General features: G+C 65.3%; 26 protein-coding genes and 2 tRNA genes. 12 read left to right on the top strand and 16 right to left on the bottom strand.

From position 1 onward, the window contains the following. The first annotated feature begins 92 nt into the window (after positions 1–92). The gene (locus ACOHX0_RS15350) at positions 93–677 is read left to right on the top strand and encodes an HNH endonuclease (protein ID WP_420677915.1); all 585 of its coding nucleotides are present in this window, start codon (positions 93–95) and stop codon (positions 675–677) included. A 226-nt stretch (positions 678–903) separates the two neighbouring features. Here the strand turns inward: ACOHX0_RS15350 and ACOHX0_RS15345 are convergent, their stop codons facing one another. Genes ACOHX0_RS15345 through rocF form a run of 3 tightly spaced genes read right to left on the bottom strand, consistent with a single transcriptional unit; the run spans position 904 to position 3799 of the window. Then, positions 904–1950 carry an ornithine cyclodeaminase gene (locus tag ACOHX0_RS15345; protein ID WP_420677914.1) on the bottom strand — a complete coding sequence of 349 codons (1047 nt, stop codon included), beginning with the start codon at positions 1948–1950 and terminating at the stop codon, positions 904–906. Next, entirely contained in the window at positions 1947–2876 is a 930-nt protein-coding gene (ctlX, locus tag ACOHX0_RS15340) for a citrulline utilization hydrolase CtlX (RefSeq protein WP_420677912.1), read from the bottom strand. The genes ACOHX0_RS15345 and ctlX overlap by 4 nt, the downstream gene beginning before the upstream one ends. After that, complete coding sequence (gene rocF / locus ACOHX0_RS15335) at positions 2873–3799, bottom strand: arginase (protein WP_420677910.1); 927 nt, start codon at positions 3797–3799, stop codon at positions 2873–2875. Before rocF ends, ctlX begins: the two co-directional genes overlap by 4 nt. 116 nt (positions 3800–3915) lie before the next feature. Between rocF and ACOHX0_RS15330 the strand changes: the two genes are divergently transcribed. Continuing rightward, positions 3916–4341: an Lrp/AsnC family transcriptional regulator gene (locus ACOHX0_RS15330; RefSeq protein ID WP_420677909.1), complete on the top strand. Its 426-nt coding sequence runs from the start codon at positions 3916–3918 to the stop codon at positions 4339–4341. 51 nt (positions 4342–4392) lie between these two features. Here ACOHX0_RS15330 and ACOHX0_RS15325 read toward each other — a convergent pair whose 3' ends face one another. Together ACOHX0_RS15325 and ACOHX0_RS15320 are read right to left on the bottom strand one after the other, a co-directional pair. Continuing rightward, positions 4393–4860: a disulfide bond formation protein B gene (locus tag ACOHX0_RS15325; protein ID WP_420677907.1), complete on the bottom strand. Its 468-nt coding sequence runs from the start codon at positions 4858–4860 to the stop codon at positions 4393–4395. A gap of 2 nt (positions 4861–4862) precedes the next feature. Beyond that, positions 4863–5441, bottom strand: coding sequence for a YqaA family protein (locus tag ACOHX0_RS15320; RefSeq protein ID WP_420677905.1), 579 nt, complete (start codon positions 5439–5441; stop codon positions 4863–4865). 166 nt (positions 5442–5607) lie between these two features. Between ACOHX0_RS15320 and ACOHX0_RS15315 the strand changes: the two genes are divergently transcribed. Next, positions 5608–5693, top strand: a tRNA-Leu gene (locus ACOHX0_RS15315). An 87-nt stretch (positions 5694–5780) separates the two neighbouring features. Here the strand turns inward: ACOHX0_RS15315 and ACOHX0_RS15310 are convergent. From ACOHX0_RS15310 to ACOHX0_RS15295, 4 genes are all read right to left on the bottom strand, one after another. Then, entirely contained in the window at positions 5781–6452 is a 672-nt protein-coding gene (locus ACOHX0_RS15310; RefSeq protein ID WP_420677903.1) for a class II aldolase/adducin family protein, read from the bottom strand. Between the two features lie 11 nt (positions 6453–6463). Continuing rightward, on the bottom strand, positions 6464–7570 hold the full coding sequence (gene mtnA / locus ACOHX0_RS15305; protein ID WP_420677901.1) for an S-methyl-5-thioribose-1-phosphate isomerase: 1107 nt from the start codon (positions 7568–7570) through the stop codon (positions 6464–6466). A 118-nt stretch (positions 7571–7688) separates the two neighbouring features. Further along, positions 7689–8534, bottom strand: coding sequence for a KPN_02809 family neutral zinc metallopeptidase (gene ypfJ, locus ACOHX0_RS15300; protein WP_420677900.1), 846 nt, complete (start codon positions 8532–8534; stop codon positions 7689–7691). Positions 8535–8618: 84 nt separating this feature from the next. Beyond that, on the bottom strand, positions 8619–8828 hold the full coding sequence (locus tag ACOHX0_RS15295) for a hypothetical protein (protein WP_420677898.1): 210 nt from the start codon (positions 8826–8828) through the stop codon (positions 8619–8621). Positions 8829–9315: 487 nt separating this feature from the next. Between ACOHX0_RS15295 and ACOHX0_RS15290 the strand changes: the two genes are divergently transcribed. The 3 genes from ACOHX0_RS15290 to ACOHX0_RS15280 all read left to right on the top strand — a co-directional run bounded on the left by ACOHX0_RS15290 (position 9316) and on the right by ACOHX0_RS15280 (position 13443). Next, a complete protein-coding gene (locus ACOHX0_RS15290) occupies positions 9316–10278 on the top strand; it encodes a TAXI family TRAP transporter solute-binding subunit (protein ID WP_420677896.1) in 963 nt (320 codons plus the stop codon). Between the two features lie 127 nt (positions 10279–10405). Continuing rightward, positions 10406–13015, top strand: coding sequence for a TRAP transporter permease (locus tag ACOHX0_RS15285; RefSeq protein WP_420677895.1), 2610 nt, complete (start codon positions 10406–10408; stop codon positions 13013–13015). Beyond that, complete coding sequence (locus tag ACOHX0_RS15280; RefSeq protein ID WP_420677893.1) at positions 13012–13443, top strand: universal stress protein; 432 nt, start codon at positions 13012–13014, stop codon at positions 13441–13443. Before ACOHX0_RS15285 ends, ACOHX0_RS15280 begins: the two co-directional genes overlap by 4 nt. Before the next feature lie 41 nt (positions 13444–13484). Here the strand turns inward: ACOHX0_RS15280 and ACOHX0_RS15275 are convergent, their stop codons facing one another. From ACOHX0_RS15275 to ACOHX0_RS15265, 3 genes are read right to left on the bottom strand one after another with little or no spacing between them, the layout of a single operon-like run. Beyond that, positions 13485–14537, bottom strand: coding sequence for a lipocalin-like domain-containing protein (locus ACOHX0_RS15275; RefSeq protein WP_420677891.1), 1053 nt, complete (start codon positions 14535–14537; stop codon positions 13485–13487). Beyond that, on the bottom strand, positions 14527–16944 hold the full coding sequence (locus ACOHX0_RS15270) for an FtsX-like permease family protein (protein WP_420677889.1): 2418 nt from the start codon (positions 16942–16944) through the stop codon (positions 14527–14529). The genes ACOHX0_RS15275 and ACOHX0_RS15270 overlap by 11 nt, the downstream gene beginning before the upstream one ends. Further along, positions 16941–17597 carry an ABC transporter ATP-binding protein gene (locus ACOHX0_RS15265; protein WP_420677888.1) on the bottom strand — a complete coding sequence of 219 codons (657 nt, stop codon included), beginning with the start codon at positions 17595–17597 and terminating at the stop codon, positions 16941–16943. Before ACOHX0_RS15265 ends, ACOHX0_RS15270 begins: the two co-directional genes overlap by 4 nt. A 204-nt stretch (positions 17598–17801) precedes the next feature. Here ACOHX0_RS15265 and ACOHX0_RS15260 point away from each other — a divergent pair, with 204 nt between their 5' ends. Next, positions 17802–18227, top strand: a complete 426-nt coding sequence (locus tag ACOHX0_RS15260) for a potassium channel family protein (protein ID WP_420678010.1) — start codon at positions 17802–17804, stop codon at positions 18225–18227. Here ACOHX0_RS15260 and cls read toward each other — a convergent pair. Next, on the bottom strand, positions 18224–19639 hold the full coding sequence (gene cls, locus ACOHX0_RS15255; RefSeq protein WP_420677886.1) for a cardiolipin synthase: 1416 nt from the start codon (positions 19637–19639) through the stop codon (positions 18224–18226). The genes ACOHX0_RS15260 and cls overlap by 4 nt on opposite strands. 145 nt (positions 19640–19784) lie before the next feature. Between cls and ACOHX0_RS15250 the strand changes: the two genes are divergently transcribed. Further along, positions 19785–20666, top strand: coding sequence for a YihY/virulence factor BrkB family protein (locus tag ACOHX0_RS15250; protein ID WP_420677885.1), 882 nt, complete (start codon positions 19785–19787; stop codon positions 20664–20666). 55 nt (positions 20667–20721) lie between these two features. On the opposite strand, the gene ACOHX0_RS15245 is transcribed toward ACOHX0_RS15250, so the two are convergent. Both ACOHX0_RS15245 and ACOHX0_RS15240 read right to left on the bottom strand, forming a co-directional pair. After that, positions 20722–21438 carry an RlmE family RNA methyltransferase gene (locus tag ACOHX0_RS15245; RefSeq protein ID WP_420677883.1) on the bottom strand — a complete coding sequence of 239 codons (717 nt, stop codon included), beginning with the start codon at positions 21436–21438 and terminating at the stop codon, positions 20722–20724. Between the two features lie 76 nt (positions 21439–21514). Then, complete coding sequence (locus ACOHX0_RS15240) at positions 21515–22627, bottom strand: Ppx/GppA phosphatase family protein (RefSeq protein WP_420677882.1); 1113 nt, start codon at positions 22625–22627, stop codon at positions 21515–21517. 331 nt (positions 22628–22958) lie between these two features. Between ACOHX0_RS15240 and ACOHX0_RS15235 the strand changes: the two genes are divergently transcribed. Genes ACOHX0_RS15235 through ACOHX0_RS15225 form a run of 3 tightly spaced genes read left to right on the top strand, consistent with a single transcriptional unit; the run spans position 22959 to position 25279 of the window. Beyond that, complete coding sequence (locus ACOHX0_RS15235; protein ID WP_420677881.1) at positions 22959–23255, top strand: virulence factor; 297 nt, start codon at positions 22959–22961, stop codon at positions 23253–23255. Positions 23256–23281: 26 nt separating this feature from the next. Next, the gene (locus ACOHX0_RS15230; RefSeq protein WP_420677879.1) at positions 23282–24208 is read left to right on the top strand and encodes a methylenetetrahydrofolate reductase; all 927 of its coding nucleotides are present in this window, start codon (positions 23282–23284) and stop codon (positions 24206–24208) included. 9 nt (positions 24209–24217) lie between these two features. After that, positions 24218–25279 (top strand): methyltetrahydrofolate cobalamin methyltransferase, encoded by a 1062-nt coding sequence (locus ACOHX0_RS15225; protein ID WP_420677878.1) that lies wholly within the window; start codon positions 24218–24220, stop codon positions 25277–25279. Between the two features lie 227 nt (positions 25280–25506). Here ACOHX0_RS15225 and ACOHX0_RS15220 read toward each other — a convergent pair. Then, a tRNA-Ser gene (locus ACOHX0_RS15220) sits at positions 25507–25596 on the bottom strand. A gap of 118 nt (positions 25597–25714) precedes the next feature. On the opposite strand from ACOHX0_RS15220, the gene ACOHX0_RS15215 reads away from it, so the two are divergent. Further along, complete coding sequence (locus ACOHX0_RS15215; RefSeq protein WP_420677876.1) at positions 25715–26575, top strand: DUF2059 domain-containing protein; 861 nt, start codon at positions 25715–25717, stop codon at positions 26573–26575. Positions 26576–26808 lie beyond the last annotated feature (233 nt).

Here is a 26808-nt window from a genome sequence, read left to right as displayed (position 1 = left end):
TTGCAACCACGATATATAGTCAATTTAGGCTGGGGCGGGTTCCCCCGCCCTGGTTCCGCGAGACGGAAGGTCAGGGCAAGGAAGACGTTCACATGGATGGCGATTTCAGGACTGAATTTGTCAGGGCGCCCGGCGCGCTCAAACAGCACCCGGCGCTGGTGCTGAATGCGGACTACAGGCCGTTGTCCTATTACCCCTTGTCGCTCTGGTCCTGGCAGGAGGCGGTGAAGGCTGCCTGGCTCGACCGGGTCGCCATCGTGGCGGAATACGACGAGGTCGTGCACAGTCCCAGCACCGAGATCCGAATACCCTCTGTGGTTGTTCTGAAAGACTACGTAAAACCTCAAAAGCGCGTCGCCTTTACGCGCTTTAATTTGTTTTTGAGGGATGAATTCCGCTGCCAGTACTGCGGCAGCAAGGGCGATCTCACTTTCGATCACGTGGTGCCGCGCGCCGCAGGCGGGGTGACCAGCTGGGAGAATGTGGTCGCCGCCTGTGCCGGTTGCAACCTGAGGAAAGGCTCCAAGTCGCTGCACCGGGCCGGCATGTCGCTGCGCAAGCCGCCGCGGCGGCCGGGAGCGGAGGAACTGCGTAACGTCGGCCGCAAGTTCCCGCCCAACCACCTGCATGAAAGCTGGATGGACTTCCTCTACTGGGATACCGAGCTGGACGCCTGAGACGGCCAGCCCCCTGACTGGCAGTGCTGGATATTTCCGCTCCCGCCCGCGGGCCGCGCAAGGCGCTGCGGCGGGCAGCAGATCCCCATGCTGCGTGCCGGAGGGCGCCTGACGGCACCCGCCCGCGAAGGGGAGCGGAGATGCCGGCGGCCTCGTTTCGGCGGGCCGCCGTGACATGGCATTCATGCGGAGGGCGGCGCAGCCATGGCGCCGCCGCCTGGCCCTATCAGCCCTTGGCGCGCTGCAGCATTCCGAAGAGATCGCGCGGATCGTCCGGGTCGGCCAGCATGTCCAGGTCGATGAAGAAGTCGGTGCCCTTGATACGGTCGCGGATGTAGCGCAGGGCGGAAAAATCCTCGATTGCGAAGCCGACACTGTCGAACAGGGTGATCTGGCGCTCGCCGCTGCGGCCAGGTTTCCTGCCCGCGACCACTTCCCAGAGCTCGGTGACCGGGAAGTCCTCCGGCATTTGCTGGATCTCGCCCTCGACCCGGGTCTGCGGCGGGTACTCCACGAAGACGTCAGAGCGGTTCAGGATGCCGGGCGCGAGCTCGGTCTTGCCCGGGCAGTCGCCGCCAATTGCGTTGATATGCACGCCGCTGCCGACCATGTTGTCGGTCAGGATGGTGGCATATTGCTTGTCGGCAGTGCAGGTGGTGAGGATCTGCGCGCCTTCGATGGCTTCTTCGGGCGTCTTGCAGGAGACCACTTCGATCCCAAGCCCTTGCAGGTTGCGCGCGCATTTCTCGGTCGCGGCCGGGTCCTTGTCATAGAGGCGCACGGATTTCAGGCCGATGATTGCCTTCATCGCCAGCGTCTGGAACTCAGACTGGGCGCCGTTACCGATCATCGCCATCGTGGTGGACCCTTTGGGGGCCAAGTACTTGGCGGCCATTGCTGAAGTAGCGGCGGTGCGCAGCGCCGTCAGCATTGTCATCTCGGTCAGAAGCACCGGGTAGCCGGTGTAAACATCGGCCAAGAGGCCGAAGGCTGTGACGGTCTGCAAGCCTTCGGAGGTGTTCTTGGGGTGTCCGTTCACATATTTGAAGCCGTAAGCCTCGCCATCTGAGGTCGGCATCAGCTCGATCACGCCCACGTCCGAGTGGCTTGCGACGCGGGGGGTCTTGTCGAACAGCTCCCAGCGCTTGAAATCTTCCTCCACGTAGTCTGCCAGATCGCGCAGCACCTGCTCGATGCCGGCGCTGTGCACCAGGCGCATCATGTTGTCGACGCTGACGAAGGGCACCAGCGCCTTGTCCGAAGGTTGTGTCATGCGGTTTTCCTTTCACGGGGGCTGAGGTGGATGCCTGCCAGCATGCAGCGCACCGACCCGCCTGCGGTTTCGATGGTGGGTATGGAGAGCGGCAGAAGGTCCGCGCTGCGCTCGATCACGGCGATCTGTTCCGGCCGCAGCGCGTCAAGCGCGCGGGCCGACAGGGCCAGGAGGCGCCGCGTGCCAGTGAGCTCCAGCGCGTTGCCGGCAAAGGCGGCAATCTGTTCGGGGGTGAGGTCGATCACCTCGCGGCCGGTTTCCTCCAGCCGCTGTGCGACCTCCGAGCGGCGCTTGGGATCAGGCAGCATCGACAGGCAGATCAGCGCATACTCCGTGCCGATGCCCATCAGCACATTGGTGTGATAGACATCGCAAACCTGCGCGTCCTTGGCCTCGAACACCATGGGTTCAAAGTTGAAATGGGTGCAGAAGCGTTCCAGCAGCACCGGGTCGGCGCGGTTCGATTTCACCGTGTAGGCAATGCGGCCGATATGGTCGAGCACCATGGCGCCGGTGCCTTCCAGCGCCAGCCCGTCCTGCTCCAGCCCGCTGTAGTCGATCACGTCCTGCACGCGGTAGTCGCGCTTCAGCATCTCGATCACGTCCCAGCGCCGCTCCTTTCGGCGGTTGGGCGCAAACATCGGGTAGACCGCCACATGGCCGCCGGCATGGGTGGAGAACCAGTTGTTCGGAAAGACGCTGTCCGGGGTCTCGGTGCCTTCGTCGTCAAAGACGTGAACGGTCACTGCCGCTTCGCGTAGAACCGCCACTGCCTGGTCGAACTCAGCCAGTGCCTGGGCGGCGGTTGAGGCTTCATTGTTGCGCGCAAGTGTCTGAAATGCATTGTCTCCGCGGGTTTCCGGGTTGGACTGGAAGTTGTGCGGGCGGATCATCACCACCGCGCCGGGGGCCTGCAGGCTGCTCATCGGTAGCTCCGGGTGGGGCGGTCAAAGACGCGGCGGCCAAGGGCCGATGCGCAGAGATCGACCATCAGATGCGCGGTGCGGCCGCGCTCGTCGAGGAAGGGGTTCAGCTCCACCAGGTCGAGCGAGGTCATCAGGCCGGAGTCATGCAGCATCTCGCAAACCAGATGCGACTCGCGCACGGTGGCGCCGCCCGGCACGGTGGTGCCCACGGCGGGCGCGACGGAGGGGTCGAGGAAGTCCACGTCGAGCGAGACATGCAGCATGCCATTGGCGGCGGCGACCTGCTCCAGGAAGCGGTTCAGCGGGCCGGCGATGCCGTTCTCGTCAATGTCGCGCATATCATGGGTGCGGATGGCGCTGCTTTCGAGGGCCAGCCGCTCCTCGGTATCGACGGAGCGCAGGCCGATCATGCAAACATTTTCCTGCGGCACCGGGTTGGCCACCGCGGGAAAGCCGTCGAAATCGCTGCGGCCGGTGAAGTAGCCCACCGGCGTGCCGTGCAGGTTGCCGCTGTCGGTTGTCTTGGGGGTGTGGAAATCGGTGTGCGCATCAAGCCAGAGCACGAACTGCGGCCGGCCCGCTTTGGCGGCGAAGTTGGCCACACCGCTGACCGAACCGAGCGACAGGGAGTGATCGCCGCCCAGGAACACCGGCAGGCCTCGCTCCATCGCCTTTTCGGCTGTGCGGGCCAGGCAGGAGGTCCAGCCGATGGTTTCGTTCCTGGCAAAGACCAGCCCTTCGCCGTTGTCCGGTTCATGGGCGTCGGGCGCGAGATTGCCGAGATCCTCCACCGTGTGGCCCAGGCTTTGCAGAGCGCCGGCGATATTGGCAGTACGATAGGCGTCCGGGCCCATCAGACAGCCGGCGCGGCGCTTGCCGCTGTCGACCGGGGCGCCGATCAGAATGCAATGTTGCGAAGACACGGGATTCAGCCTCTTTTGCGGGTTGATGATTTTCTATCATTTCCTTCCGTTTCGTGATGGAAACCAGCGGACATTTTGCCCATAATGCACGGCAAATGATCAAGATGGGTAGTGAAATGGACAAAACGGACGAGCGGCTGGTGGCAGCCCTTCGGCATAATGCGCGCGCGTCATTGTCGGACTTGGCACTGGAGCTGAGCCTGTCGCGCACCACGGTGCGCTCCCGCATCGAGCGGTTGCAGGCGCGCGGCGATATTCTGGGCTTTACGGTGGTCCTGAAGGAGGATGTGCTGCGCGATCCGGTGCGCGGGCTGATGATGATCGGCATCGAGGGCCGGGGCACCAGCCGGATCACCCGCCAGCTGCAGGGCCTGCCGGAGGTGCGCGCCATCCATACCACCAACGGGCGCTGGGACCTGATCGTGGAACTGGGCACGGAGACGCTGGAGACCCTGGATGCCGCGCTGGCCAAGATCCGGCTGTTCGAAGGTGTGGTCAGCAGTGAAACCAATCTTCTGCTGGCGACGAAGAAGGATACTTAGTCTTATTTTTCAACAAGTTGCGGGGCGCTTTTTATTCGGTTGATCCGGCTCTCAGCCGCGGTTGCGCAGGTGGTTGGCAGCGGCGATCCACAGGGCCGCGAGGCTGGCTGAGGCAATCGCGTTCCAGCTGGCCATCGACAGGCCGAACAGCTCCCACGGCACGTCATCGCAGCGCACCAGCGGCGCCGCCATGATCTGCTCCATCAGCTGATCCGGGCTCAGGCCCCCGACGGGTCCGGAAGTGCAGGTGCCGGGGCCTTCCCACCAGCCGCGCTCGACCCCGGTGTGATAAGCGCCGATTCCTGCTGTGGCGAGGGCTGCCAGCGCGCCCAAATACGGCAGAACAAGTAGCGGCAGAGCCAGCGCCAGAACGCCGATTCCGGCAGCGGCGGCATGCGGGTAGCGCTGCCAGTAGCAGAGTTTGCAGGGTGCCATCTCGCCAATGTACTGGAAGCCCAGCGCGCCCAGCAGCAACGCCGCCGAGCCTCCGGCGGCGATCAGGATCAGGAGACGGTGCATGTTCAGATATACCTCACCACGAAGAAGCCGCCGACCAGCATCACCATGAAGACCGAGAAGACCAGCCCCAGCCGGCGCTCGGTGAAATCTCGCACCGGTGTGCCGTAGCGCCACAACAGCGCCGCCACCGCAAAGAAGCGCAGCGCCCGTGCCAGCAGCGAGGTGGCAACAAAGGTGCCAAGCGGCATGCCGGTCCAGCCCGACATGATGGTGATCACCTTGTAGGGGAAGGGCGTGATGCCCGCGCCCAAGACGGCCCAGAAGCCGAAGTCGTTGAAGCGGGTGTTGAACTCTTCCATCGCGGCACCCTTGCCCATCGCCTCCAGCACCGGCTGGCCGATGCTGTCGTAGAAGAAGGCGCCGATCAAGTAGCCCAGCATACCGCCCGCGACCGAGGACAGGAGCGCAATCAGCGCGACCAGCCAGGCGCGGGCCGGACGGGCCAGGATCATCGGGATCATCAGCACATCGGGCGGGATCGGGAACACCGAGCTTTCGGCAAACGACACCAGCGCCAGGAGCCAAAGCGCCCTGGGGTGATCGGCCAGCGCCATCGTGCGCGCGTAAAGGGTGTTCAGCATACCGCCCCGTGGTCTGTTAATCTCCTTGGCCTAAGCTGTTGGCATGCGAGGGGTGGCATCGTCAAGCTTTCCCGTCCCGCGGGCGCGCCGGCGCATGAATTTTCGCCTCTGGCGGCGCGATTTGGCACTGGACGCCGCCCGCGCGCTTGGCTAGGAAAAGGGCGTGGCCCAAGTGGCGGAATGGTAGACGCAGGGGATTCAAAATCCCCCGCTGGTGACAGCGTGCCGGTTCGAGTCCGGCCTTGGGTACCAAGAATTTCAAGGGGTTACGTGGCGGGGTTCACGTAGCCCCTTTTCGATTTTCGATCTTTTGGAACGGCCCGTGAACTACGCGCGGGTTCAGCGGCTGTCTTTGAGGCCATAATCGGAAAAAGCTGCGGCGACGTCTGCCATTTCCGCGGTGCTCAGGATCGCCGGCCGGCCGATCGCAAGGCTTGCGGCATAGCCTTTGGCGAGTGTCTCAAGCTCCTCCATCCGCCAGAGCGCGCGGGCGAGGCTGTCTCCGGTGGTGACCGCGCCGTGATTGGCCATCAGGCAGGCGGAGCGGTCCTCCAGCGCGCGCAGGATATTGTCCGAAAGCGCACGGCTGCCGAACAACGCATAATCCGCCAAGGGCACGTCGTCTCCGCCGAAGGCCGCGACCATGTAATGGCAGGCGGGGATCGTCATCCGGTTCATCGCCAGCGCCGTGCAATGCACCGGGTGCGCGTGCACCACCGCATGCACCTGCGGCTTGGCGGCGAGGATCGCGAGGTGAAAGGGCCATTCGGTGGAGGGCTTCCTCTGCCCCCCGGCGGCCGGGCTGCCATCAAGCGGCATCCGCACAAGCATCTCCGGCGTCATCTGCGCGTAAGGCACGCCGGAGGGGGTGATCAGCATTGCCCCCTCCGCCCGCACAGAGATATTGCCGGAAGTGCCCTGGTTGATGCCGGAGGCGTTCATCGCAAGGCAAGCGTCAATCACCGCCTGGCGCAGCGCGGGCGTGTCCGCATAAGGAGGCTTCGGGGGCATGGCGGCGCGGCTCAGGCGGATTGCGTGGCAAACTCGGGGAACAGCCCGGCGAGGCCATCCTCGGAAGCCGCGCAGATGCCGCGCTCGGTGATCAGCCCGGTGACCAGCCGGTTCGGCGTGACGTCAAAGGCCGGGTTGCCGCCCGCGGTGCCTTCGGGGGTGACCTGCACCACGCCGATGCCGCCATCATCACCATCCAGCCCCTGCACATGGGTCACTTCGCGGGCGCTGCGTTCCTCGATCGGGATCTCGGCAACGCCGTCGGTGACCGTCCAGTCGATGGTGGGCGAGGGCAGGGCGACGTAGAAGGGCACGCCGTTGTCCTTGGCCGCAAGCGCCTTCAGGTAGGTGCCGATCTTGTTGCAGACGTCGCCGCGGCGGGTGGTGCGGTCGGTGCCGGTGATGACCAGATCGACCTCACCGTGCTGCATCAGATGGCCGCCGGCGTTGTCGGTCACATAGGTGTGGCTGATGCCGTGGCTGCCGAGCTCCCAAGAGGTCAGAGCGCCCTGGTTGCGGGGGCGGGTCTCGTCCACCCAGACGTGGATCGGAATCCCCGCGTCATGGGCCTGGTACATCGGGCTGGTGGCCGTGCCCCAGTCAACGGTGGCGATCCAGCCGGCGTTGCAATGGGTCAGCAGGCGCACAGGCTCGCCGGCGGGCTTCCGGGCGGCGATGTCGCGGATCAGCTCCAGGCCATGCAGCCCGATGCGGCGGTTAATCTCCACGTCCTCGTCGGCGATCTCATGCGCGAGCGCCAGCGCGGCTTCGGCGCGGCCGCCTTCGGGCAGCGGGCGCAGGCGGCTGCGGCAGCGGTCCAGCGCCCAACGCAGGTTGATCGCGGTGGGGCGGGTGGCGTTGAGGAAGCTCCAGGCCGCGTCCATCGCGCGGTCAGACGGGTCAAGCCGCATCGCCAGCGCCATGCCATAAGCCGCAGTGGCCCCGATCAGCGGCGCGCCGCGGACCCGCATCTCGACGATGGCGTCGGCGAAATCCTGCAGCGTCTCAACCGGTTGCACGCGGAAGTCATGCGGCAGCCAGCGCTGGTCGATGATGTTCAGGACATCGTCCTGCTGGTCCCACCACAAAGAGCGGTAATGGGTGCCGTTCACTTTCATGGCGATATGTCCTCTGGCTGTGGCTGCAGGAGCATGGCGTCTGCCGGGTGATCCTAGCGGCTGGTGTTGCCGAAATGAAGCCCGGGCGCAAGGCGGATCCGTGCCGGATGCTGCTCTCTCAGGGCGCACTGGAGGCGAAAGTATCGCAGGCGGCGACACTGCCGGACTCGTAGCCGCGCGCGAACCAGGCCTGGCGCTGCTCGCTGGTGCCATGGGTGAAGGTATGCGGCTGCGGCACCCGGCCCGCGTTGCGCTGCAGCGTGTCGTCGCCGATCTGCTTGGCCGCGTTCATCGCCTCCTGCACATCGCCAGGGTCCAGCGTGCCCAGCGCATCACGGGCATAGCGGGCCCAGATGCCGGCAAAACAATCCGCTTGCAGCTCGACTCTGACCGAGATCCGGTTGGCGTTGGTGCTGGAGGACGCGGCACGGGCGCGCCGGGTCTCCTCCAGAATGCCAAGCTCGTCCTGGACGTGATGGGCGACTTCATGGGCGACGACATAGGCGGCGGCAAAATCACCGCCCGCACCCATCCGCTGGCTCAGCGTGGTAAAGAACCCGGTATCGAGGTAGATTTTGCGGTCGAGCGGGCAATAGAACGGCCCCGTCGCGCCCGAGGCGCCGCCGCAGGGCGATTGCGTCACACCGGTGAACAGCACCAGTACCGGCGGCGTATAGCTGCGGTCCAGCTGGCGGTCGAAGATCTGGCGCCAGGCATCTTCAGTGTCGGCGAGGGCGACGCTGACAAATTGCGCCGCCTGCTGGTCGGCGGCAGAGGGCTGGCGGGCGGCGGAGGGCGGCGGTGCGTTTCCCTGCAGCAGCGGGGTAAGGTCGACCCCGAAAAAGGCGCCAGCCACGACCAGAAGCACCGCGCCCAGGCCGCCGATGCCCGCGGCGCGGCCCATCGGGCGCCGTCCGCGCCGGTCCTCGATGTTGCGGCTGCCGCGCCGTCCTCTCCATCGCATAGCGGCTCTCCCGGCTTGTTCGGTTCGAATGAAGAGTAGGGGATGGCCGCAGAATTTCAAACCGGCGGCTTCGGCCTTGCGCCGCTAGCGGGCCCGCAGGCCGCGTTCGTGCGCGGCACTGAGGATCAGGTCCCAGTTGCGGGGAGTGGAGGGAAATTCGGGCTGCACATCGCAGAGCAGCGCCGGGCGGTCGCTGCGCGGCAGAAGCCTTGCGGCGGCCGAGACGCTGCGCTCCAGCATCCAGAAATCGTCCACCTTGGGGTTTTCCGATAGCACCTGGCTCAGCAAAGTCACGCCGTGGTCCTCGCCTGTTGGTCGGGAGTGGGGTAGGGCTGGGTCTTGCGTATTCGTGTGTGTGAAAATATCGTTCAGGTTGTGCCGCGTCATCTGTATTCACTTTAGTCAATGCACGTTTTAACGGTCGTTTGGTGCAAACACCCAAGGCCGGACCGCCGCGACAGCGGCAGCGGGCGTCTGCAGCGGGCCAGCCGGACCGCTGGCGCGAATTTTCCATATTCAGGCGTTGCCTCCCGACGGAAACGGGGAAAAATTCGCAAGACGTGTCATCTGCGCGAAAAATATTCTTTTACCGGGGTGCGGCAAAAATTAGCACCCTTGACTTGACAACGCGCCGGTGAAACGCTTTTGCACGTGCGAAATTCCGCACGGGCGCCGCCCGTCGGTCTGATTTCAACCGGCACGGCCAATGCCTTAGGCGTTCCCAAGCGCGCGGGGTCTGGACGGCGCTCAAAATCATAAGACAAGTGGGAGAAACTTGATCATGACACACACCAAGCTGGGCCTCGGCGCCCTGGTGACGGCGGCTATCATGGCACCGGCCGCGATGGCGCAGGAATTCATCACCATCGGCACTGGCGGCGTGACCGGCGTCTATTACCCCACCGGCGGCGCCATCTGCCGCCTGGTGAACAAGGGCCGCAAGGAGCATGGCTTCAAGTGCGCCGTCGAATCCACCGGCGGTTCGGTCTACAACGTGAACACCATCCAAGAGGGTGAACTGCAGTTCGGCGTGGCCCAGTCCGACATCCAGTACAACGCGTATAACGGCGTCGTCCAGTTCGAGGGCAAACCTTTCGAAGGCTTGCGCGCTGTGTTCTCGGTTCATCCCGAACCCTTCACCGTCGTGGCCCGTGCCGACACCGGCATCAAGAGCTTCGATGACCTCAAGGGCAAGCGCGTCAACATCGGCAATCCGGGCTCCGGCCAGCGCGCCACCATGGAAGTGCTGATGGAAGCCAAGGGCTGGGGCATGGAAGATTTCGCCCTGGCCACCGAGCTGAAGGCGGCCGAGCAGTCCGCGGCGCTGTGCGACAACCAGATCGACGCGATGATCTACACCGTCGGCCACCCCTCCGGCTCGATCCAGGAAGCCACCACCGCCTGTGACTCCGTCCTGGTCGAGGTGAACGGCGAAGCAGTCGACAAGCTGGTTGCCGACAACTCCTTCTACCGCAAGGCCACCATCCCGGGCGGCATGTACCGCGGCACCGATGAGGACACCAGCACCTTTGGTGTCGGCGCAACCTTTGTGACCTCCGCGGACGTGTCCGAGGACGCGGTCTACGCCGTGGTGAGCTCGGTCTTTGAGAACTTCGAAGCTTTCCAGAAGCTGCACCCGGCCTTTGCCAACCTGAAGCCGGAAGAGATGGTCGCGGACGGCCTGTCGGCGCCGCTGCACCCCGGTGCTGCGAAGTACTACAAGGAAAAAGGCTGGATCGAGTAATCGCCGGCCCAGATAAATGTGACAGGGAACGGGGCGCGCAAGGTGCCCCGTTTCAGCCCCGGGGCGCAGGCTCCGGCACAAAAAAATCCAGGCCGCGCGGAAAAGGCGGCCCCAGGGGAGATTATCCATGACATCGGATGCTCAGGGAAATCGACCGCTTAGCGAAGAAGAGCTTCAGGAACTGGTCGCGTCCTCCGACGCCGGCGCCCGCAGCCCGGTAGGGTCGGTGGGGCTGTTCCTGGCCATCGTCGCGGTGATCTGGTCGGTGTTCCAAGTCGTTCTGGCCTCGCCGCTGGCGAATGTGCTGCTGCCCGGCAGCGTGATCAACAACTCGCGCCAGATCCATCTGGCCTTCGCGATTTTCCTGGCCTACGCGGCCTATCCCGCCTTCCGGACCAGCCCCCGCGGCCATGTGCCGGTGCTGGACTGGATCTTTGCCATCGCGGGCACGCTGATCGCGCTTTATGGCTATTTCTTCTACCAGAAGATCGTCGACTCGGGCGGGCTTGCGGATGAAACCGACGCGGTCTTTGCCTTCATCGGCCTGCTTCTGTTGTTCGAGGCCGCGCGCCGCGCGCTGGGGCCGGCGATGGCGATCATCGCCACGATCTTCCTGCTGTATGTCTTCTTCGGATCCTCCGAATGGGTGCCCGAAGTGATCCGCTGGAAGGGTGCGAGCCTGAAGAAGGCGATGAGCCACATGTGGATCACGTCTGAGGGCGTGTTTGGCATCGCGCTTGGTGTCTCCACCAAATTTGTCTTTCTTTTCGTGCTGTTCGGAGCTCTTCTTGATAAGGCAGGCGCGGGCAATTACTTCATCAAAATGGCCTTTGGCGCGCTTGGCCACCTGCGCGGCGGCCCGGCCAAGGCAGCCGTCGTGGGCTCGGCCGCGACCGGCCTGATCTCCGGCTCCTCGATTGCCAATGTGGTCACCACCGGCACTTTCACCATTCCGCTGATGAAACGCGTGGGCTTCACCAGCGAGCAGGCGGGGTCGGTCGAGGTGGCTTCGTCCGTGAACGGGCAGATCATGCCGCCGGTGATGGGGGCCGCGGCCTTCCTGATGGTGGAATACGTCGGCATATCTTATGTCGCAGTGATCACCCATGCCTTCCTGCCTGCCGCGATCTCCTACATTGCGCTGGTATATATCGTGCATCTGGAAGCGGTGAAGCGGAACATGCCGACGCTGGGCGACCGCGTCGTGTCGATGGGGCGGACGATTGGCGGCATGGCATTGTTCTTCGCAGGCTTTGCGGCGCTGTGCTACGGCGTGCAGTATCCGGTCAAATGGATCGTCGCGCTGATGCCGGAGGTCTCAGGCCTGGCGCTTTCGGCCTTGGTGGTTCTGGCCTATGCCGCGCTCCTGTGGCTGGCTGCGGGCGTCGAGGACCTGAAGCCAGACGATCCGAACTCCGAAAAGGTCGAGCTGCCGGTGGTGGGCGAGATCTACAAGGCGGGGCTGCATTACCTGCTGCCGATCATCGTGCTGGTCTACTTCCTGATGATCGAGCAGAAGTCGCCCGGCCTCTCGGCGTTCTGGGCCACCGCGCTCTTGTTCGTGATCCTCGTGACGCAGAAACCATTGAAGGCGCTGTTCCGCGGGGAAAGCCGGATGGCAGGCGCCTTCCGGGACGGACTCTACGACCTTTGGCACGGGCTCATCGACGGGGCCCGCAATATGATCGGCATCGCGCTGGCCACTGCCACCGCGGGCGTGATCGTGGGCACCGTGACGCTGACCGGCGTGGGGCAGGTGATGTCGGAGCTGGTCGAGTTCGTCTCGGGCGGCAACCTGATCCTGATGCTGGTGATGGTGGGCATCCTGTCGCTAGTCCTAGGCATGGGGCTGCCGACCACGGCCAACTACATCGTTGTGAGCTCGCTGATGGCGGGGGTCGTGGTGGAGCTTGGCGCGCAGTCCGGCCTGGTGGTGCCGCTGATCGCGGTGCATCTCTTCGTGTTCTACTTCGGGATCATGGCGGATGTGACGCCGCCGGTGGGGCTGGCAAGCTTTGCCGCCGCCGCGGTGTCCGGGGGCGACGCGATCCGCACCGGCTTCATCGCATTCTTCTACTCTCTGCGGACCGTGGCGCTGCCCTTTGTCTTCATCTTCAACACCGATCTGCTGCTGATCGATGTGGGCTGGATGCAGGGCATTCTTGTAGCGGTCTCCGCGACCATTGCGATCCTGGTCTTCACCGCCGGCACGATGGGCTATTTCGTGAGCCGCAGCCGGATCTATGAAAGCATCCTCTTGATCTTTGCCGCCTTTGCGCTGTTCAGGCCGGACTTCTTCATGGACCGGGTGATGCCGCCCTACACCCAGGTGCCGCCCGCCCAGCTGGCGCAGGCGCTGGATGATGCCGCCCCGGGGGACGAGCTGCGTATCCTGGTGGAAGGCCTGGACTTCGACACCTCCAGGATGACCTCGACCACGCTTGCCCTGACCGCGGATGGCTCGGACGGAGCGCAGATGGTGGACGGCTTCGGCCTGATGCTGATCGAGGAAGACGGCGTCGTGAAACTGGAGGAGCCGATGTTCGGCACGCCAGTGTCGTCCAGCCTGGAGAACTTCGACTTCTACGCCGACGAGCCGGTGCGGATCGTCGAGGTGAAGGCTCCGGCCAGCCAGCTGCCCAAGGAGCTGATGTTCATTCCGGCCCTGCTGCTGGTCGCCCTGGTGGCGCTGATGCAGCGCGGCCGGGCGCGCGAAACGGAAGGAGTGCCGGCATGAGCAAATCCGTTCTTTGTGCGGTCGAGCTGAGCGACCGCAAGACCGACGAGAAAGTCCTGCGCGAGGGCGCCCGCATGGCGGAGGCCGACGGTGCGCAGCTCGATGTGCTGAACGTGCTGCCGGACTTCGGAGAAAGCTGGGTGTCGGGATTCTTCGAGGAACACCACCACGAAAACGCCGTGAAGGACGCCACCCGCCGTCTGCAAGAACTCTGCGGTGAGGTTCTGGGCGAGGAGCGCAATGCCAAGGTGCGCCATCTGGTGGCCACCGGCACCGCGTATCAGGAGATCCTGAAGGTGGCGGAGAAAGCAGGCACCGACCTGATCGTGATCGGTGCTCACAAGCCGGATCTGAAGGACTACCTGCTTGGCCCCAACGCGGCGCGGGTGATCCGGCACTCGGACTGCTCGGTCTTCGTGGTGCGCTGAAACGCGCATTCAGGTTCGGATGAGGGCGCCTTCGGGCGCCCTTATTCGTATCCGGTCATCTCCAGATAGCCCCGGCCGCTGTGGCTGCCGCGAATGCGCACCGGGCCTTCCCAGTAGGACAGCGAGGTGCCCATCCATGCCGCGGGGTTCAGCGCCTCTACCTCGGCGTCGAGGCTTTTTTCGGGCAGGGTGACGCGCCAGGCAGTGGGGATCTCGCGGCCGGCAACGGCCGAGGTTTTCAGCGGTTCGGCCTGGAAGGCGCCAGGCGAAAGCGGCTCGGTGCTTCCGTCAGGCATGATCCAGGTGCCGGAGGTGAAATCGCCGCTCGCCCCGCGCAGGATAAAGCCCATCAGCTTCGCACCATCATCGAAACGCAGCGAGAACCAGTCCCAGCCGCTTTGATCTTCGGCCAGCGGCTGGCTCGACCATTCCCGGTCCAGCCAGCCGTTGCCGGTGACCTTGACCGGACCGGAGGGCAGGGTGATCTCTCCGCTCACCCGGAAATGCGGCTGGGAGTAATAGTAGCTCGCCTGCCCGGCGGCGGATTTCACCGAATAGCCTGCGTCGCCCTGCAGCACCAGCGGGCCTTCGGCGGCAAGCTCAAGCGCGTAGGCGAAGCCCTGGCCCTGTGCCGTGACGCTGAGCGCCTCCAGGCCGGCACTGCCTGTGGCCCGCATCTCCCAATCGTCGATCCATGCGGCAAAGGGCGCGGCGGTGACACCGGCCTGGCCGATGCCGCCACGCGCGATACGTTCGGCAAATTGGTGGCTGTCAGCGCTGGTCAGCGCCGCGTGGGCAAACCAGATCTGCGGGCTCTGCCAGCCCTCGCCTTCACCCGGCGCCAGGGCAGACCGGAACAGCGTCCACTGGATGCCGTATTCCGCCCCATCAGCCGCTGCAAGGTTGGCGGTCAAATACCACCATTCTATGCGGAAATCCGGATGAGCCCCGTGGTCTGCGGGAAAGCGGAGCGGCACACCGCGCTGCGGGGTGGCAAAGCCTTCAGCCGCACTGCCAAGCCCGGCGTAGCCCTGCGCCCAGGCAGCAGGGGCGCAGGCTGCGAACAGCCAGACCAAAGCGGCTTTAACGTTCATTGGCAAAGACCTTCAGCAGTTCGGAGGGGTCCAGACGGCTCAACCTTCGGGCCGGCAGCGCAGCGGCGAGCGCAGCCGCGGCCAGTGCCAGAGCCACGAGGCGCAGCCACTCGCCCGGGAAGAGGTGCATCGGCAGGCGCCAGCCGAAGGCCTCGGTATTGATCACGGCAAGCAGGGCCCAGGCCAGCACCAGCCCCAGCGGCAGCGCCAGCACGGCGGTGAGCGCCGCAAGCAGCAGGCTGCGCAGCACCTCTCCCATGGCCAGCTGCCGCCGGGTGACCCCCATCGCCCAGAGCGGTGCCAGCTGCGGCAGGCGCTGGCTCCACAGCGTGAGCAGGCTGGAGAGGATCGCGAAACAGGCAACCCCCAGCGTCAGCAGGTTGAGCGCGGCGGTCACCACAAATGTCCGGTCGAAGATCGCAAGCGACTGCGCCTTGAGCGCGGCCTGATCCACCATACTGGCCCGCGGCAGGCCGAAATCCTGCCGCAGGGCCCGGATCATTCCGGGCACGTCGGCGGGCGGCAGGCGCAGGCCAAACTGGCGGTTCGGCACCTGCGGTATCCGTTCCAGCAGCGCAGGCAGCGCGACCAGCGCCTGGCCGTGCGGGTTGCCATAGTCGGAGTAGACGCCCGCAACCGGCAGGGACCAGCCCGGCTCCAGCGCGATCTCCTGCCCGAGGGCAATGGTGTTGCGCCGGGCGAGCTGTTCGTTGATCAGCACCGCCTCGCCGCGGGCCAGCGCCTCCCAGACGCGCGGCTGGGACTGCAGCAGCGGCCAGTTGCGGCGGTAAGTGTCATGATCCCGGATGCCGTAGATACGCAGCGGTGCGCCCTGGAAGCGGCTCTCGGCGGAGCGGATCGGGAGTGCAGTGACACCCCGCGCCTCCAGCCAGTCTTCCAGCGCGGTTCCTTCGGCGTCTGAGCTGGCGGTCACGTAGACTTCGGCCGGCAGGCGCTGATCCAGCCAGCCGGTAAAGGTGAGCCTGAAGCTGGAAACCATTGTGCCGACGCCGATATTTGTCGCCAGAGCCAGCAGGAGCGCCATCAGCGCCAGCGCCATGCCAGGCAGCTGCGCCCGTGCGTCTGCCCAAAGCCACTGCGCCAGCGGGCGGCGCGCCAGGCGGCTTCCCAGCCGCAGGAGCTGCGCGGTCAGCCAGGGCAGCAAGAGCGCCGCGCCCAGCATCAGCCCGCCAAGGAAGGCAAAGCCGGCGGTCAGGCCGCCGAACAGCTGCAAGACGGCCAATCCGCCGGCGATGCAGCCCGCGCCTGCCAGCGCCGCCGCCAGGTGCGAGCGCCCGGCCTGCTGGCCGCGGGCATGCGCGGCGGGGGCGGCGAGAAGCGGCATTCGCATCACCGCAAAAAGCGCCTGCGCCGAGGCCAGCAGGGTGCCGCCCAAGGCCATCCCCAAACCGGAGAGGATCCAGGCGGGGCGCAACGACAGATTGCCGTCCACCGGCGCGCCATAGAGGCCCGCAAGCGTCGCGTTCACATCCGGCAGAAGTGCTGCCGCCACGAAGTAGCCGCCCAGCAGCCCGAGAGTGCCGGCCAGCAGCGCAAAGGCCGCCAGTTCGCAGAGCAGCAGCGCCGCCAGCAGCCGCATGGGCACCCCCAGTCCGCGCAAGGTCCGGATCAGCCCGCGCCGCTGTTCGAGACTCAGCGTGATGCTGCCCTGCACGATGAACAGCCCGACCGCAAAAGACAAAAAGCCAAAGGCGGTGAGGTTGAGGTGGAAGCTGTCGGTCAGCCGCTCGGCCCCGGCGGCACTGCTGCCGCCGCGCACCCGGATCAGATCGGGCGCCAGCTCTGACAGCGGCGCAAGCCCGGGACGCTGGCCCGGCAGGATGAGCAGGTAGGAAAGGCTGTCCGGCTGCTTCAGCAGGCGGCTCGCCAGGCTTATGTCGGCCACCAGCACCCCGCGCGGCAGCGCCTCGGAGCGGGTTAGGGGCGGCAGGCCGGCGGCCCCGGGAATGCGCGCCGCGGTGTCCGGGTGGGCAAACAGGCGGCCGGGCGCCAGCAGCGCATCCAGCGGCGCGGCGCTGTCTTCTTCGGCGGCTTCGGCGAGGGCCGGAACCAGCGGGTGGCTCAGCACATCAATTCCCATGATATCATGGGTTTCGGTTCCGATCCTCAAGCGGCCTTCCAGCACCGGCGCCAGTTGCCAGCCCGCCCGGCGCAGCGCCACGTAGCGCGCCAGCGGGACGCTGCCGCTGCGCGCCGCGAGCCGTTCGGTGCCGGCCATACCCAGCTGCCCGGCGGCGCGGGCATAGCTGGCGCGGGCCTCGCCGTTGATTGCCTGCACCGCGGACCACAGGCCGGTGGCGAGCGCGAGGCCGATGGCGAGGGTCAGCAGCTGGAACGGGTGGCGCCGCCAATGCGACAGGATCGCTCCCAGCGCGGCGCGGATCATGCGACCCGGCCGTGGCGCAGGTGCAGCTGACGGTCCAGCATCGCCGCGATGGTGGCGGAATGCGTGACCAGGAACAGCGCGGCACCGCTGTCGCGCACCAGCTCCAGCATCAGCTCCATCACCGCGCCGCTGGCGGTCTCGTCCAGATTGCCGGTGGGCTCATCCGCCAGCAGGAGCGCAGGGCGCAGCGCCAGGGCGCGGGCGATGGCAACCCGCTGCTGCTGGCCGCCGGAGAGTTGCTCCGGGTAGCGGTGGAGCAGATCGGAAAGGCCAAGCCGCCCGGTCAGCTCCGTGCCCCATTTGGCGTCCCAGCGTTGCCCAAGCCGTGCGTGCAGGGCGATATTCTCCCCGGTGGTGAGCGAAGGCACGAGGTTGAACTGCTGAAACACCAGCGACACCTCGCGCCGCCGCAGCGCCGCCCGCGCCGCGTCGCCAAGGCCGGAAAGCGGCGTCTGGCCGATCTCGATCTCGCCGCTGTCGAAATGATCCAGCGCGGCGGCCAGGTGCAGGAGGGTGCTCTTGCCCGAGCCGCTGTCGCCGGTCAGCGCAAGGCTGGCGCCTGCCGCGAGCTCAAGCGAGACCCCTTTCAGCACCGCAGTCTCGGCGCTCTGGCCGGGAAAGGCCTTGGTCACGTTCTTGATCTTCAGCACCACGGCGGGCGGCCCTCCGGCGTTTCTGCAGGTCTCAGGCGAATGACTGCAGTGAATAGCGCGGCCACGGGGAAGTCCAGTGCGGCGCCGCAATAGAGCGCCGGGCGGGCAATTGCATGTGGCGGGCCACGCTCATACCCTGCACCCGGGCCGGAAGCGGCGTGAGGACGGACAGGAGACGGAAGACCCGTGGGACATCAACTGATCATGGGCTCAATTTATCTTGGCGCCTGTCTGTTTCTGGAGATCGCGGTGCTGGTCTGGTGCGCGGCGCTGCTGGCCAGGCTGTCCAAGCGGTTTCCGGTGCCGCACGGGCGGCGGCACAATGCCGGAATCCTGATGATCGCAATCGGGCTCATCCTGCTGGCTCATACGGCGCAGGTCTGGATCTGGGCCTCGGCCTTCGTGATGATGGGCGCAATCGGCGAGTGGAATACGGCGCTCTACTTCTCGCTCGCCACCTACACGACGCTAGGCTATGGCGATGTGGTGCTGGGGCCAGGCCTGCGCATCTTTGCGGCCTTTGCGGCGGTCACTGGGATGCTGGCCTTTGGAATCAGCACCGCCTTTCTGGTCAGCATGATGGGGCGGATGTTCTCCCTGAACGGCCGCGCGCCCGGGGAGAAATCTTAAAGCACCGGCGCCAGCAGCCGGGCCAGCGGAGCAAGCATGCGGACCGGCCATTTCTGCTCGCCAAGCGGTATCGACAGCTCCTGTGCCTGTTCGAAATCCCGCTCCAGCATCCGCGAAACGCTGGCCGCCGACGCTTTGTCGAAATACAGCACCATGGTTTCGAAATTCAGCCGGAAGGAGCGGTTGTCGAGATTGGCCGTGCCCACGGCAGTGATGGTCTCGTCGATGACAAAGACCTTCTGGTGCAGGAACCCCGCGTTATAGCGCAGAATCCTGACGCCGGCAGCGCGCAGTTCGTCAAAGAAGGCAAAGGCCGCGAGCCAGGGCAGGTAGTGGTCGGCGGTCTCCGGGATCAGGATGCGCACGTCGAGCCCGCGCAGCGCGGCATGTTTCAGCGCGGCGGTCACGTCCTGGTCCGGCACAAAATAGGGCGAGGCGATCCAGACCTTCTCGCGCGCCGCGGTGATCGCCGAGAAGAACAGCATGGAGCCGTTTTCCGTGTTGTCGCCCGGACCGGTCGAGACCACCAGCGCCGGACGGTCTTCCTCAGACAGCTCGGCATCCCAGGTCAGCAGGTCCAGGATCGGCTCCTGCGTGCGCCAGTGCCAGTCCTCGGCAAAGGACAGCTGCAGCTGCTGCACGGCGGGCCCGGTCAGCCGTAAATGGGTGTCGCGCCAGTCGCCAAAAGCCGGGTCCTCGCCAAGATATTCCCTGCCCACATTGAGCCCGCCGGTGAAACCAGCCTTGCCGTCGACGATAACGGTCTTGCGGTGGTTGCGGAAGTTGATCCGCAGCCGGTGCCAGGGCCGGTTCGGCGCCACAGGTTCCGCGATGTCGACGCCTGCGTCCTCCATCGCCTTCAGGTAGCTGCCGGGCAGGCCGTAGCACCCGATACTATCGGTGATGACCCAGACCGCCACGCCGCGCCCGGCGGCGTCGATCAGGCGTTTTTGCAGGTCCATCCCAAGACCATCCGCGCGCAGAATGTAATACTGCAATAGGATATACTCCTGGGCAGATTCAATAGCCTCGAAGATCGCCTTGAACGTCTCCTCCCCGTCGATCAGCAGTTCAAAGCCGTTGCCGCTGCAGACCGGCAGGCCGGAGATCGCCTCGAAGGGGGCAGTGTTGACATCCAGTTGCACCGGGCGTCCAGCCTGTGTCCCTGTATAGCTGCGCATGTCCCGCACCACTTGCTCGGCGGCGCGGCGGGCATTTCGGTAGCTGCGGAAGCGGTGGTGGCCGAAGACGAGATAGGCGGGCAGGGCGGCAAGAGGGGCAGCCAGCAGGAAGACGACCCAGCCGATCGCCCCTTGGGGCGTGCGGGCGGTACGGGCAGCGCTGACCGCGGCAAGCGCGGCGGCTATCCAGACGATGGCGACGGTGGTCGAGCTGAGCGTGAACCAGTGCATGCGGCCTTCCAATCGGATGACATTCGGCTCCGCATCTCTGCACATGCGCAGCCGCGCTGCAACCGCTTGCCGCGGCCGCATGGAAACTTCCGGCTTTGCCGCTTTGATACTGGCATTTTGCCTTGCACTGTGGGAGGTTGCCGGCATGCCCGCGCTGCCGCCTCTCAACTGCTGGCCCGCCGCCTTGCTGACCGCGGCCCGCCGCTTCAACCGCAAGAACGGCTGGGTGATGAGCAGCCATATCGCTATGTCGATGATGCTGGCGCTGTTTCCCTTCATGCTGTTCACGGTGGCGCTGGCGGGCACCATCGCGGGCATGCTGTCGCGCGAGGTGGAGCTGGAGGCGATGACTGAGCAGGTCTTCGGGGTCTGGCCGGACAGCGTGGCGCGGCCGTTGCTGACTGAGCTGCGGGCCGTGCTGCGCACATCCAATACCCAGCTGGCCACGCTGGGCGGGCTGTTTGCGCTGTATTTTGCCTCCAACGGGGTGGATGCGGTGCGGGTGGCGATGGTGCAGGCCTATCACGACACCGACACGCGGCCGTTCTGGCGGGCGCGGGCGCTGTGCATCGGGCTAGTCATCATGGGCGGCGCCGGCGTTTTGGCTGTTGCCGTCTTCGAGGTGATCCTGCCGCTTTATGTCCGCCACATCACCAAGCTGTTGCCCTTTGCCAGCGTGCCGCAGGGATGGGAGCAGGGATTGAGCGGCGTCCTCGCGCTGGCGCTGCCAGCCGGTGCGGTTCTAGCCTTCCATGTTCTGCTGCCGGGCCGGGTGCACCGATTGCGGCGGATTCTGCCGGGGGCGGTGCTGACGCTTTTGCTCTGGTTGGCCTGCGGCAGCGGTTTTGCCATCTACGTCGGCTCTGTCGCGCAATACTCGGCGACTTATGCGGGGCTGGCCGGGGCGATGGCGGCGATGATCTTTCTCTACCTCAACTCCGCGATCCTGATCCTCGGCGCGGAATTCAATGGCGCGCTGATCGACATGGCCAATCAGATTGCGGAGCTGCCGCAAAACGGGGGCTGAGACGGCTCTGCCGCCGTGCCCGCACCCTGCAACAGCCCGCGGCAGGCAGCCGCCCTCAGCCCCGGAAGCCCTGGGCGACCACAAATTTCTCGGAGCTGTCCGCGCGGGATGAAGGCGGCTTCACATTGGCCACCTTGGTGAACTTCTGCTTCAACAGCTTCTGCAGCTCGCCCTCGGCACCGCCGGCGAGCACCTTGGCTACAAAGGTGCCGCCTTCTTCCAGCACGTCAAAGGCAAAATAGGCCGCGGCCTCACACAGGGAGATGATGCGCAGATGGTCGGTCTGCTTGTGGCCGGAACTGGCGGCAGCCATGTCCGACATCACCACGTCGGCCTTGCCGTCCAGCCATTCCTTGACCCTGTCATCAGCGCCGTCATCCATAAAATCGAGCTGGTGGAACTCGGCTCCGGCCAGGGGCTCGACCTCCTGCAGGTCGACGCCGATGATGCGGCCCACCGCCTTGCCCTGTTTTTCGCCCAGGGCGTTGATGCGCTTTACCGCCACCTGTGCCCAGCCGCCGGGCGCGCAGCCCAGGTCGACAACCCGGGCGCCCGGCACCAGGAAGCGGAACTTGTCATCCACTTCCATGATTTTGAAAGCGGCGCGGCCGCGGTAGCCTTCGGCCTGGGCACGCTTCACATAGGGGTCGTTCAGCTGCCGCTGCAGCCAGCGGGTCGAGCTGAGCTTGCGCCCGCGCGCGCTTTTCACCCGCACCTTCAGATCGCGCTGGCCGCGGCCCGAGGTGTTCTTTCCGGTCGGTGTCTTCGCCATTTCCGCCACCATCTGCTCCGGGGCCGGAATTTCTGAAAAATTCCGGCCCGGAAAATTTGAAATTTTCCGGCCCCGCTTAGAAGGGACCGTCCTCCAGAACACCATCGGCGCTCATCTGTGCGTAGAGCAGGCCCTCGCGCAGCCCGCGGTCCGCCACCGACAGCCGGTCGGTCGGCCAGCAGCGCAACAGCGCCTGCAGGATCGCAGCTCCGGACATGATGAGCGCCTGCCGGTCCTCGCCGATGCGGGGGTCGCGGCGGCGGCCGTGAGGTCCGAGTTCTAGATAACCGCGGATCACCTTGTCAATCTGATCGCTGGTCATTCTGAGCCCGTCGACCTTGGTGCGGTCGTAGCGTTTCAGCCCGAGGTGCGACGCGGCCACCGTGGTCACCGTGCCGGAGGTGCCGACGATCTGAAAACCGGCGCGCGTCTGCTCGTCCTTGTAGGGGGCGAAATCGGCAAGGTTTTCTTCGAAGAACCAGCTCATCAGCGCAAAGCGGGCGGCGTCATCCTCCACATCGTGGAACTGGTCGCGCAACGTGGCCACGCCCAGGGGCACGGAGATCCAATCCACCACCTTGGCCGCCGGAAACGGGCTTTCGGCGGCGTGGAAGCCGTTGTGCAGCCGCATGATCGCGGACGGCCGGTCGCGCCGCGGCACCGAGGAGATGTCGATCCACACCAGTTCGGTCGAGCCGCCGCCGATATCCACCACCAGGAGCTGATCAGTCTTGGTGGAGACCAGCGGCGCGCAGGAGATGACCGCCAGCCGCGCCTCTTCCTCCGGCTGGATGATCTCCAGCGTCAGGCCGGTTTCGCGTTTGACCTGGCGGATGAAGTCGCGGGCATTCTTGGCGCGGCGGCAGGCCTCGGTTGCGACCAGCCGCATCCGGCGCACACGGTTGCGCTTGAGTTTCTGCTGGCAGATCCGCAGCGCCTGGATGGTGCGCGCCATCGAAGACCGCGACAGCCGTCCGGTCCGCTCCAGCCCGGCGCCCAATTGCACCGACTTGGAGAAACTGTCCACCACATGAAAGCCGCTGCCCTTGGGCTGGGCAATCAGCATGCGGCAGCTATTTGTGCCCAGGTCCAGCGCGGCATACAGCGCATCTGGATCGGGCCGGGCCGGTGCAGGGGTCTCTACCGCCTTGGGAAACGCGCCCGCACCTTTCGAGCGCCTGGGCGCCATGATTCACGCCCTCCGATTATCGTGTTGCCTCCGAGAATAGGTGCGCGCGTGCACAGGTGCAAGGCGCTCTATCGGGACTGGCGCGGCAAATTTGCAAACCGGGCCGCCGCACCGCGCATGGCTGCGGGGTGGCTGCGGGAAAGATTCATAATCCACATGAAGATTTTGGCGGATCGCGCCGGTGGCTTTCCCGCGCCGCGGCCCGTAGGTTGGCCGGGCAGGGGCGCAGGCCAAAACGTCGCTCAAACCCCCCGTGTTGTCGAAATCCGACCAACGCAGAATCCGCAGCCGCACTAGAAAGTGGTCTAACCAGGTAGGAGGAAGTTTCGGGATGCCCGACGTCACCATCGTGTACTGGCGCGATATTCCCGCGCAGGTCATCGTAGGCAAAGGCCGCCGCGGCGCCAAGCGGCAGCTGGAGGAACGCTTCGAGCAAGCGATCGACCGTGCCGCGATGAAGGTCAACGCCAAGGACGCCGACGCCTATCTGGCCGAATGGCGCAAGGCCGCGCCTTTTGCGGCCGAGGGTGAGCCCGGTGACATCGCCGAGGCCGAAGCCGCCCGCCTGGAAAGGGAATACGATCAGGACCGCCTGAAGGCGCTGATCGCAAATGACGGATGGGCGTGAGCCTGACACCACTATTGGAGGCCATGATGGCTTTGCTGAACTTCAAAAAACGTGACACCGCCGCTGCCCAGCCCGTCAACTCGCAAGTGGAGGCCTTCCTGCAGGGCTATTCGATCGAGGTGATGCCGCGCACCGCGTCCAAGGTCGATGATTTCCGCGAGCTGCTGCCCGCGGGCACCCGCGTCTACATCGCCCATATCGAGGGCACCCCGATCGAGGAGATGGTGGCGACCGCCAAGCGGCTGAACGCCGAAGGCTACCCTGTGATGCCGCATTTCCCGGCCCGGATCATCCAGGACGAGGCGACACTTGCCGACTGGATCGCGCGCTACCAGGGCGAAGCCGATGTGAAGCAGGCGCTGCTGCTCGCCGGCGGCGTGGCGCAGCCGCATGGCGATTTCCACAGCTCGATGCAGCTCTTGGAATCCGGCCTCTTCGACAAGGCGGGCTTTACCAACTTGCACGTCGCAGGCCATCCCGAGGGGAACAGGGATATCGATCCGGACGGCTCCTCCAGGAACGTCGCCGAAGCGCTGCAATGGAAGCAGAAATTCTCCGAACGCACCGATGCCAAAATGGCGCTGGCCACCCAGTTCGCCTTTGAAGCCAAGCCGATCATCGCCTGGGCCAACAGCATCAAGGAAGCCGGCGTCGACATTCCGATCCACATCGGCATCGCGGGCCCGGCCAAGCTGCAGACGCTGATCAAGTTCGCAATTGCCTGCGGCGTCGGCCCGTCGCTGAAGGTGCTGCAGAAACGGGCGATGGATGTGTCCAAGCTGCTGCTGCCCTACGAGCCCAACGACGTGATCACCGAACTGGCGGCGCACAAGGCCGCCAACCCGGATTTCAATATCACCAACGTGCATTTTTTCCCGCTGGGCGGCATCAAGAGCAATGCCACCTGGGCCATCAACAACGGCGGCGCCGCGGCGCAGCCGGTCAATTCCTGAGGATCAACAATGACCCGTACAGTCGTAGAATCAAAAACCAAAACCGCGATCCTGGGCTTTGACGAGCCGTTCTGCGTGATCGGTGAGCGCATCAACCCGACCGGCCGCAAGAAGCTGGCGGCCGAGCTGGAAGCCGGCGATTTCTCCACCGTGGAAAAAGACGCGCTGGCGCAGGTGATGGCGGGTGCCAACATCCTCGATATCAATGCGGGCGTGGTCTATAACTCCAATCCGAACCCGAACGAGACCGAGCCGCCCTTGATGACCAAGATCGTCGAGCTGGTGCAGGGGCTGACCGATGTGCCGCTGTGCATCGACTCCTCGGTTCCGGGCGCGCTGGAGGCGGGCCTCAAGGCGGCTCAGGGCCGGCCGCTGCTGAACTCCGTCACCGGCGAGGAAGAACGCCTGGAGCACGTGCTGCCGCTGGTCAAGAAATACAATGTGCCGGTGGTGGCGATCTCCAACGACGACACCGGAATCTCCGAAGACCCCGATGTGCGATTTGCCGTCGCCAAGAAGATCGTCGAGCGCGCCGCCGATTTCGGCATTCCGGCGCATGACATCGTGGTTGATCCGCTGGTGATGCCGATTGGCGCGATGGCGACTGCGGGCCAGCAGGTCTTTGCGCTGGTGCGCCGCCTGCGGGAGGAGCTGGGCGTGAACACCACTTGCGGCGCCTCCAACGTCTCCTTTGGCCTGCCGAACCGCCACGGCATCAACAACGCCTTCCTGCCGATGGCGATGGGTGCCGGCATGACGTCGGCGATCATGAACCCGGTGGCGCTGCCGGTGGCGCAGAAGGCAATTGCCGAGAAGAAGGCACTGGTCGAGGCAGCCGGTATCATCCTGCCGGAAGGCATGGACGACGAGACTTTCGTGACCATGTTCGGCCTTGGCTCGACCCAGCCGCGGCCAGGCAAGGAAATGGAAGCGATCCGCGCCGCCAACCTGTTGACCAACAACGACCCGCATGGCGGCGAGTGGATCCGCTTCAACAAAGCGCCGCCAAAGGAAGGCGAAGAAACTCGCGGCCGGGGCGGCCGTGCAGGCGGGCGCCGCCGCCGCGCCTGATCCTTGCAGCAGTTCCACCGTGGGGCCGGGCAGATTGCCCGGCCTTTTCGATTGCGGCATCAGGTGATTGCGGGCAGGGCGTGCCCCATATTCCGGGCTGCGGCTCCTGCCCGCCAGATGCTGCAACAGTGAAATGCCAATGGTTTCCGGAAATCAGATCTCCCGGATAGACGCACGCCCGAAGTAGCGCCGTCCGGCAGGAGTGATCTGACTATCAATGGGGAAAGTGGCGGAGAGACAGGGATTCGAACCCTGGGAACCCGTGAAGGCTCAACGGTTTTCGAGACCGCCCCGTTCGACCACTCCGGCACCTCTCCGCGGGGGGTGAGGGGCGGTTTAATGTTGTTTCCGGATGGGTGCAAGGCGGAAAATCCCTGTGCGTAAAAAAAACTGCAACCGCATTGCCCGTCCAAGGATTTTGGCTAAATTTGCGTTATGACACAGCTATTCCTCCTTGTGCTGAAATCCTGCCGCGGGCTTGGCGCCGCGGGGTTGTTTGTTTTTGTCCTGATGGCGGGGTCACAGCCCGCACAAGCGGCGGAGCGGGCGCAGATCGAGGCCTTTCTGGAGGTCACGGGCTTTGATGTGGCGCTGGACAGCATTGCCTTCGCCGCCGCGGGCGCGCCCGAGATGCTGGGGTTTGATGCCGGCAGTTTCGGGGCGGAGTGGACCAAGCTCTCCGAGGAAGTTTTCGAGACTTCCGCGATGCGGGCGATTGCGCTGGATATTCTGGAGCAGACTCTCGACGAGGAAGCGCTGGCGCATGCTGCGGAGTTCTACGCCACGCCCCTGGGCGTCCGGCTGGTTGCCGCAGAAAACGCCGCGCACCGGGTGCGCGATGAGGAAGTGAAAGCCGAAGCCGGCGAGCGCATCATTGCGGACCTGGTGAAAGAGGAAAGCCCGCGGGTCGAGCTGTTCAAGCGGCTGGGGCGGGCGATTGACGCGGCCGATACCGGGCTCAAAGCGCTGCAGGAGATTCAGTTCCGTTTCATCATGGCCGCGGCTGCCGCCGGAGTGATCGAGCTGGAATTGGACGCGAGCGAGCTGCGCGCCTATCTGGCGGAACAGGACGATGCGCTGCGGATGGCGCTGGAGGCCTCGGGCCTGGCGTCCTCCGCCTACACCTATCAGGGCTTCAGCAACGCCGAAATCGGAGCTTACGCGGAAGCGCTGGAGCATCCCAGGATGCAGCGCGTTTACGAATTGCTGAACGCAGTGCAATATGAGATCACCGCCAACCGTTTCGAGGCACTGGCTTATCGGATGAAGGATCTGGCGCCTGAACAGGACATCTGAGCGCCCCGCAAGGCGGACGCCGCGCGCATTCAGGGGCTTGTGTGGGAATTTGCTGCCCGGCCGGTTGACAGCATGCCGCCTTCTGTTCCATAAGCCCGCATCCCGGCCCGGATTCCGTGCGCCGGGGTTCTTTTGTAATACGCCCGCACAAGGGCGCGCTGTCCGGGGCGGCATCCGCCACAACACCCGAGTTCGGGGGGCCGAAGGACGCGGCTGAAAAAGGAAAGACGCAT

Origin of the sequence: Cribrihabitans pelagius, from assembly GCF_048820915.1 — a bacterium.
GTDB classification, from domain to species: domain Bacteria; phylum Pseudomonadota; class Alphaproteobacteria; order Rhodobacterales; family Rhodobacteraceae; genus Cribrihabitans_A; species Cribrihabitans_A pelagius.
This window is presented reverse-complemented; position numbering and strand designations above follow the sequence as displayed.

Excerpts from the sequence above, each read along its gene's own strand:
- ACOHX0_RS15350 (WP_420677915.1), top strand. The coding sequence starts at position 93 with ATGGATGGCGATTTCAGGACTGAATTTGTCAGGGCGCCCGGCGCGCTC.
- ACOHX0_RS15345 (WP_420677914.1), bottom strand. The coding sequence starts at position 1,950 with ATGACACAACCTTCGGACAAGGCGCTGGTGCCCTTCGTCAGCGTCGAC.
- ctlX (WP_420677912.1), bottom strand. The coding sequence starts at position 2,876 with ATGAGCAGCCTGCAGGCCCCCGGCGCGGTGGTGATGATCCGCCCGCAC.
- ACOHX0_RS15330 (WP_420677909.1), top strand. The coding sequence starts at position 3,916 with ATGGACAAAACGGACGAGCGGCTGGTGGCAGCCCTTCGGCATAATGCG.
- ACOHX0_RS15325 (WP_420677907.1), bottom strand. The coding sequence starts at position 4,860 with ATGCACCGTCTCCTGATCCTGATCGCCGCCGGAGGCTCGGCGGCGTTG.
- ACOHX0_RS15320 (WP_420677905.1), bottom strand. The coding sequence starts at position 5,441 with ATGCTGAACACCCTTTACGCGCGCACGATGGCGCTGGCCGATCACCCC.
- ACOHX0_RS15310 (WP_420677903.1), bottom strand. The coding sequence starts at position 6,452 with ATGCCCCCGAAGCCTCCTTATGCGGACACGCCCGCGCTGCGCCAGGCG.
- mtnA (WP_420677901.1), bottom strand. The coding sequence starts at position 7,570 with ATGAAAGTGAACGGCACCCATTACCGCTCTTTGTGGTGGGACCAGCAG.
- ypfJ (WP_420677900.1), bottom strand. The coding sequence starts at position 8,534 with ATGCGATGGAGAGGACGGCGCGGCAGCCGCAACATCGAGGACCGGCGC.
- ACOHX0_RS15290 (WP_420677896.1), top strand. The coding sequence starts at position 9,316 with ATGACACACACCAAGCTGGGCCTCGGCGCCCTGGTGACGGCGGCTATC.
- ACOHX0_RS15285 (WP_420677895.1), top strand. The coding sequence starts at position 10,406 with ATGACATCGGATGCTCAGGGAAATCGACCGCTTAGCGAAGAAGAGCTT.
- ACOHX0_RS15280 (WP_420677893.1), top strand. The coding sequence starts at position 13,012 with ATGAGCAAATCCGTTCTTTGTGCGGTCGAGCTGAGCGACCGCAAGACC.
- ACOHX0_RS15275 (WP_420677891.1), bottom strand. The coding sequence starts at position 14,537 with ATGAACGTTAAAGCCGCTTTGGTCTGGCTGTTCGCAGCCTGCGCCCCT.
- ACOHX0_RS15270 (WP_420677889.1), bottom strand. The coding sequence starts at position 16,944 with ATGATCCGCGCCGCGCTGGGAGCGATCCTGTCGCATTGGCGGCGCCAC.
- ACOHX0_RS15260 (WP_420678010.1), top strand. The coding sequence starts at position 17,802 with ATGGGCTCAATTTATCTTGGCGCCTGTCTGTTTCTGGAGATCGCGGTG.
- cls (WP_420677886.1), bottom strand. The coding sequence starts at position 19,639 with ATGCACTGGTTCACGCTCAGCTCGACCACCGTCGCCATCGTCTGGATA.
- ACOHX0_RS15250 (WP_420677885.1), top strand. The coding sequence starts at position 19,785 with ATGCCCGCGCTGCCGCCTCTCAACTGCTGGCCCGCCGCCTTGCTGACC.
- ACOHX0_RS15245 (WP_420677883.1), bottom strand. The coding sequence starts at position 21,438 with ATGGCGAAGACACCGACCGGAAAGAACACCTCGGGCCGCGGCCAGCGC.
- ACOHX0_RS15240 (WP_420677882.1), bottom strand. The coding sequence starts at position 22,627 with ATGGCGCCCAGGCGCTCGAAAGGTGCGGGCGCGTTTCCCAAGGCGGTA.
- ACOHX0_RS15235 (WP_420677881.1), top strand. The coding sequence starts at position 22,959 with ATGCCCGACGTCACCATCGTGTACTGGCGCGATATTCCCGCGCAGGTC.
- ACOHX0_RS15230 (WP_420677879.1), top strand. The coding sequence starts at position 23,282 with ATGGCTTTGCTGAACTTCAAAAAACGTGACACCGCCGCTGCCCAGCCC.
- ACOHX0_RS15225 (WP_420677878.1), top strand. The coding sequence starts at position 24,218 with ATGACCCGTACAGTCGTAGAATCAAAAACCAAAACCGCGATCCTGGGC.
- ACOHX0_RS15215 (WP_420677876.1), top strand. The coding sequence starts at position 25,715 with ATGACACAGCTATTCCTCCTTGTGCTGAAATCCTGCCGCGGGCTTGGC.